Origin of the sequence: uncultured Sphingomonas sp. (assembly GCF_936927845.1) — a bacterium.
Taxonomy (GTDB): domain Bacteria; phylum Pseudomonadota; class Alphaproteobacteria; order Sphingomonadales; family Sphingomonadaceae; genus Sphingomonas.
In genome coordinates this window covers 1-5,455 of the sequence record NZ_CAKZHV010000052.1, presented here as the reverse complement: position 1 = coordinate 5,455, position 5,455 = coordinate 1, and the positions used below count along the sequence as shown (strand labels likewise).

General features: G+C 65.8%; 3 protein-coding genes. All 3 read right to left on the bottom strand.

All coding sequences use genetic code 11. The annotated features are described in order from the left end of the window. Positions 1 to 101: 101 nt before the first annotated feature. Positions 102 to 3,107: a DEAD/DEAH box helicase gene (locus Q0579_RS07230; RefSeq protein ID WP_298280083.1), complete on the bottom strand. Its 3,006-nt coding sequence runs from the start codon at positions 3,105 to 3,107 to the stop codon at positions 102 to 104. Beyond that, the gene (locus Q0579_RS07225) at positions 3,104 to 4,867 is read right to left on the bottom strand and encodes a phospholipase D family protein (RefSeq protein WP_298810613.1); all 1,764 of its coding nucleotides are present in this window, start codon (positions 4,865 to 4,867) and stop codon (positions 3,104 to 3,106) included. Before Q0579_RS07225 ends, Q0579_RS07230 begins: the two co-directional genes overlap by 4 nt. 74 nt (positions 4,868 to 4,941) lie before the next feature. After that, a partial coding sequence (locus Q0579_RS07220) for a hypothetical protein (protein ID WP_298810611.1) occupies positions 4,942 to 5,455 on the bottom strand: 514 nt, incomplete at its 5' end.

Sequence of the window (5,455 nt, the reverse complement as noted above, 5' to 3'; positions counted from 1 at the left end):
CGACAAGGTAAACTCGGCCAGCGTCTCGGATGGCAGTCATGAGAGCGTACGATTTTGACCATCCTCTCACCGGCCCCGTAGACTGAGACCGACGGTCGACTTCAGCGCGGCCTCAGGTCCAGAGCCAATGCGCTCAGTTCGGCGATCTTCGCATCGCTGCCTCTCGCCAGATGATTGACCAGATCCTCCTGGTTCGGCTGGCCGAGCGCGAGGCGATAGAGCAAACGCTGACGCTGGAGGTAGTCGAACCGTGCGATGTCACGGCTCCTCGACAATGCAAGCACGTGGCGATCGATATCGGCATGCTTGAACGTCCACCAGGGTGCCAGCCCGGTGCCGTCTTGAAACAGGAGCTCGCCCAACGCTGCGGCCTCCGTCCAGGGCGAGCAACCGGTACCTGCCGCGGCCACAGCGTCGTTCCGCACCAGCGCGCCGAGCGGACGTCGTACAAGGAGACCACCATAGCGCAATATGCGACCTTCACGCTGTTCAAGGTCGACCGGGTTAGATGGCAAATCCCAGTGAACGATGCGTCGGCACCAGCTATGGAAGTCGAGCCCTTCCTGACCGATCGAGGTCGTCGCGAGCACATGGGGCCAGAATGGCGTGTTGAACGCGCGCCGGAGGCTTTCAGCGCGTGGCGGCGCTTCGGCTTCAGGCTCGCTCAACGCGCGTTGTGCTGATTCGGCATCCCCGCTTTCGGTGCCGCTGAACGGCACGGCAGCGTGGCAACGAAGGCGGATTGAGCTCGATGTTGTCGGGATCCCACGAAAGGTGAACCAACCGAGCGAGGCGTGCAGCGCCGATGCCAGCTCATCGAGAAGGTTCGGGGCGTCGGTCTGCCCTTGCGCTAGCCAAAAATGCTCGTCGAGCACGCTCTCGAGCCCGCCGTCGCGGACCGCCGCCATCAGCACCTCGGTGGGATTGCCGTCGCCCAGCCGGCCCCAGAACACCCGGTTGTCGAGATAGGGGCGCAGCCTGTGCCAGCAGAACGAGACGAGCTTCGAAAGGTGGTCTGCCTCGATGGCCGCCGGAAAGTGCCGGAGCAGTGCGCGGCCGACAGCGACCGCCGGTGAGGCCAAGGCGATCTCGGCCAAGCGTTGCAGCTCCTTGGCGCTGATCCAGTCGATACTCTCGACGTGGTTGCGCTCGGTGACGATGCGCCCGAGCACTGCCTCAGCCCCCGCCGTCTCGTTCCATGCCGCCTGGGATGCCGCGAAATCGCCGGACTTTCGCTCGATCGCGGCAAGGAGGTTCCAAAGCGGACGTGCCCGTTCGGCGTCCTTCTTCGGCTTGCTGCGGATCTCGACCTTCTGATCCCTGAGCGCCTTCCGTAATTGTCCGATGACCGTGCGCAGCGCGTAGCGGGCGGACGAATGGTTGCCCTTCAAAGGATCGGTCGCCCGGATCAGAAACGGCGATGGATGGAACAACGACATCACGGGCAGGCCGGACTGCGGAGCCAGCCGCTTGCTTTCCCAGGGTCGCCGGCGGGCGGTTGGTCCGGCGTCGAGGTAAGCGTCCTCGACACCGAGGCTGATCAAGGATGCAACACTCTGCGGGGTGGCGCGAAAACGGCTGAACAGAAGCGTTTTCTGCGCCGGGCTGTGCGCCCAGGGACCTGCAAGCGGCCACCACTGCATGGAAGGGGCAACCCAAGGGAGCGCGAGATCGGGTGCTCGCGCGATCTCGCGAAGGGCTCGGAGCTTCGGGCTGCCCCAGCCGTCCTTGCCGTCGCCGGTGCGTCGTGCAGAGCGCAGCACCGGCACGCCCGGTTGGCGGCCGAACTCGACCTTGTCGGCGATCTTGTAACGGGACCCGAGCGCCTGCGCCGGTAGTGGGACGGACAGCCAGTAGGCAGAGGCCGCGGTCTTGTTCCGGTCGGACACCTTGCTGGCGAAGTGCCGGAAGGTATGAAGATCGCCGGGGGCAAGGGCCAGCGGATCGCGGCGGGTGCGGTGATCCAGGCCTATAGAGGGCGGGCGCTCGGTACGTGCTATGCAGGGGCGCAGCAGGCGGTCGATCCGGTCGCGCGTCGCTTCCGCACGCTCCTTCAGAAGCGGATCGATGGTGTCACCCTCTGCGTCACCGATCGCACGCAGGATCTCGCCGAAGCTGGCAAAGAGCTGCTCGGCGTCCTCCCGCACGGCGGTGCTGCGCGTCAGAAACTCGATCGTGTCGAAAAGCTCCTCGTGAGCCTGAGGACCGTCTTTTCCGTCCCAGGACTCGCCATACAGGCGATAGGGTGTGGCCGACAAAAGCAGCATGGCAGGCTTTTTCGAGCCGATTCCAAGAAGGGCGCGCCCCAGCCGGTCGCTTTTCGAAGGTGCCAGCAGCTCGCGGAAGCGCTGAAATTCGTCGAAGACGATAAGGTCCGGCGGGGTCGCCTCGAGACATGCCTCCGCAAGAAGGCGGCGCAACACCGTCAGCGTCCGCGCCTCGGGCTTTGTCTGTGCGGCTGTCGCGATGCGTTCGCGAAGACCCGGACGTTTACCCTCCGGATTGAAGCGCGACTTGAGCGCGGTGCGGAAGGTGCCGACAAGCTTCGGATCGATGCCGCCCATCAGCCGCTGCGCAGTACGGCAGGCGCCCTCCCAGCTTACGGTCGCGCGCTGTTGGATGAAGCGCTCGGGGAGTGTCTCCAATATCCCCGGCACGGCGCGCTCGAGCAGCAGGCTCAAAAAGGCACGCTCGACCGCAGCGCCAGGTGTCGGTCGTGTGCCTTCGGGCGGGAAGGAGGTCTGAGGAGACAGCGAATAGAGCCGGAGCGGCGATGGCGGCTCCTTGTCGTTCGGCCGTTGATCGAGCGGGATCATCGACAGCCGATCGACCTTGGAAAGGGCCCGCAGCCTGGCGCGCTTGTCATCCAGAAAGTCGACCAGACGCGCCGCGTTCTGGTCGGAGACACGGGCATTGCTGGTGACGTAGTAGACCGTAAACTTCTTCCTACCGCCACGCGACAGCTGCCGGACGACCTCCCGAGCGACTGTCGTCTTGCCGAGGCCGACCTCGTCGGCCACCAGAAAGCGGCGACTGCCATTACCGGTCAGCGCGGCTACGGCAGCGCCTACCGTCGCGTTCTGAAAGGCGCGCGGTGTGCTGCTCATCTTGCGATCAGGACCTCGCGCGCGATGCGCCAAGTCTGCTGGAGGGCGGTCAGATCGTCTCTGTCCGCCTGCGTAAGGTGCTCGCCATGAGCCAGGACCGCAGCCACATAGCGGTCGATCACGGCATCGACACGCTTCAACGAACCGGACTTGTTGGTCTGGTCCTTGGCCCAGGCGGTCAGGATATCCTCGAGCGCGAGCCCGTCATGCTTCCAGCTGCTCCGCTTGGGCGCAACCGCTTCCGGCTCCGTGTCCCAGTCGTCCTCGCTCCCCGCCCCTGCTCCACCCTCGAGCATCTCGCGCAGCCACGCCTGCAGGCCGTCGACGCTCAGAAAGCGGCTGATCGCGGCAGCGTCCCGCTCCGCGTCGATCGAGGGGACCACCGGCACGCGCAGGAGCCATGACGCCGGCGGCAGATCCCCGATCGTCAGCCGAAACTGAACAAGATCCGTTTGCAGGGACAACGGAACCTCTCCGAGCTCGATGTGCGTCACGCCGGGCTGCCAGCGGTGGAGCGCCATCGTGGCGAGCCCTGCTTCCAACTGAGCTGAGGGCGGCAGCGGCACGACTTCGCCAGAGGTGAGACGATACTCCCTGCCGTTGCGGTCCAGGCTGAGTGACGTGTCCGCAAGCGTCCAGCGCAGCCTTTCGAGAGCAAGTTCGGCTGCGTCAGCTTCTGTTTCCGTCAGCGTCTGCAGGAGAGCATCGGATACCGGTGTCGCTGACCCGACGATCGCCAGGACGCCGTCGATCTCGGCGCTGCCGCCGGTGAAGCGGGCGGCGACTTCCGCATTGCGGCCCGACCAAGCCCGGTCGGTGGCATTGGCGCTGCCGGCGACGATCTCGATCCGCTCGCCCTGGATCGCCGCGAACAGCTTGGCGTGCAGCCCCGAATGACTAGCGCCGCCCGAACCTTCGTCTTCCTCGTCCGTTGCCGGCTCCCGCCCTATCAGCTCAACCTCAGCGACGTCGTCTCCGTCCGGGATCGGTGCCCCAAGCGCCAACAACTTGAAGTCGGAAAGACCCGCGCGGCCGTCATTGCCAAGCTTGCGCAGCGCCGGCAGCGTCGTCACCAGAGTGCGGTCCGCGCTTGCCTTGGTCATATCGGCAAGGGATCGTGCGAAAGCATCGCAGAGGAACGGGCTCAGGACGACGATCTTGTCTCCGGACGTCGCATCGAGCGGAGCGATCGGCTCCGAGCCGCGCGTCCAGAGGTCGATCCGTGACACATCGATGTCGTCCGGCGCGATCCAGCGCACGGCCCTGAGCTCCTTCGCGAGATCGTCCGGATCGACGTCGGGCAGCTTGGCTGCGCGCGCGAGGGTTACACCCAGCGCATCGATGCCATCGACGACCTGGCTCCCCTTCCTGCGGCGGCTTTCGCCGTCCAACACCAGCCCGAGATCCAGGTCACGGCTCATGGTCAGGTTGCGGCTGCCGACCCAAAGCCGCCAGAACCGTGGCAATCCCTCCGCTTGATAGCAGATCAACGCAGCCTTCGGGTGCCAGCTGTTCGCGCTTTCCCGATAGGGCATCTCCACCACGAACTGGTCGAGCACGGCCGCGATCTTCGGGAGCCTCGGTCCACGATGGATGCGCCCGCGCTGGACAATGAAGCGCACCCGTTCGCGCAAGGCCTCGATCGCGCCGGCGAAGTCGGACTTGTTGCCGCTCGCATTGTCGCGGCCGCGGGCGTGGAGATTCAACAGAGCGCCCCCAAGAACGATCGGGTCGGCGGAGTAGGCGGCGAACAGGGCCAAGCGGGTTGTGGTCAGCTTGGGTGGCCGCAGGAGCTCAAGAAAGGCCTGGCCGGGGAAGTCCTTCGGCGCCCTTCTCATGCGCCGACGAGGTCCTGCAGCAGCATCTGCACCCGGTCCCAGCGGTAATGAAGCGGCGCACCCAGCGGATGGTGATCATTGTCCCAGTCCGCACGCTGATCGACGCCGAACTGGCTGCGTGAGAGCCGCGCTCGTCGCCCCTTTCGCGCCTCTTCGGCGTCACGGTACACGCGCTCCAACCGCATCGGATCGGTGTGTCCGGCGCGTACCCATGCGAGCGTGTCCTGAAGCGCAACAGAGACGACGGGAGCCAACTCGGTCCGGTCCGTCATATCGTCGAGAAAAGCTGGCCAGTCCAGGCGAGCGGCCTGGGCCTTCCAGCGCTGGACGATGCCGGTCAGTGCCGCGCGTTGCGTATCGGAGCGCTTGCTACGGTCCAGCTCCTCGCACAGCGTCTCCACTTGGGCGGCGTAAACGCCGCGGCCGATCGCGGCGAGAGCAGCGGCGTGGCCGGCCCGCTCAAGCGCTGGCCGTTCGGTTTCCGCAAGGTCCCGGACTTGTGGACCCCAA

Bases quoted from the DNA above. Each gene is read 5' to 3' on its own strand.
- Q0579_RS07230 (WP_298280083.1), bottom strand. From the start codon at position 3,107: ATGAGCAGCACACCGCGCGCCTTTCAGAACGCGACGGTAGGCGCTGCC.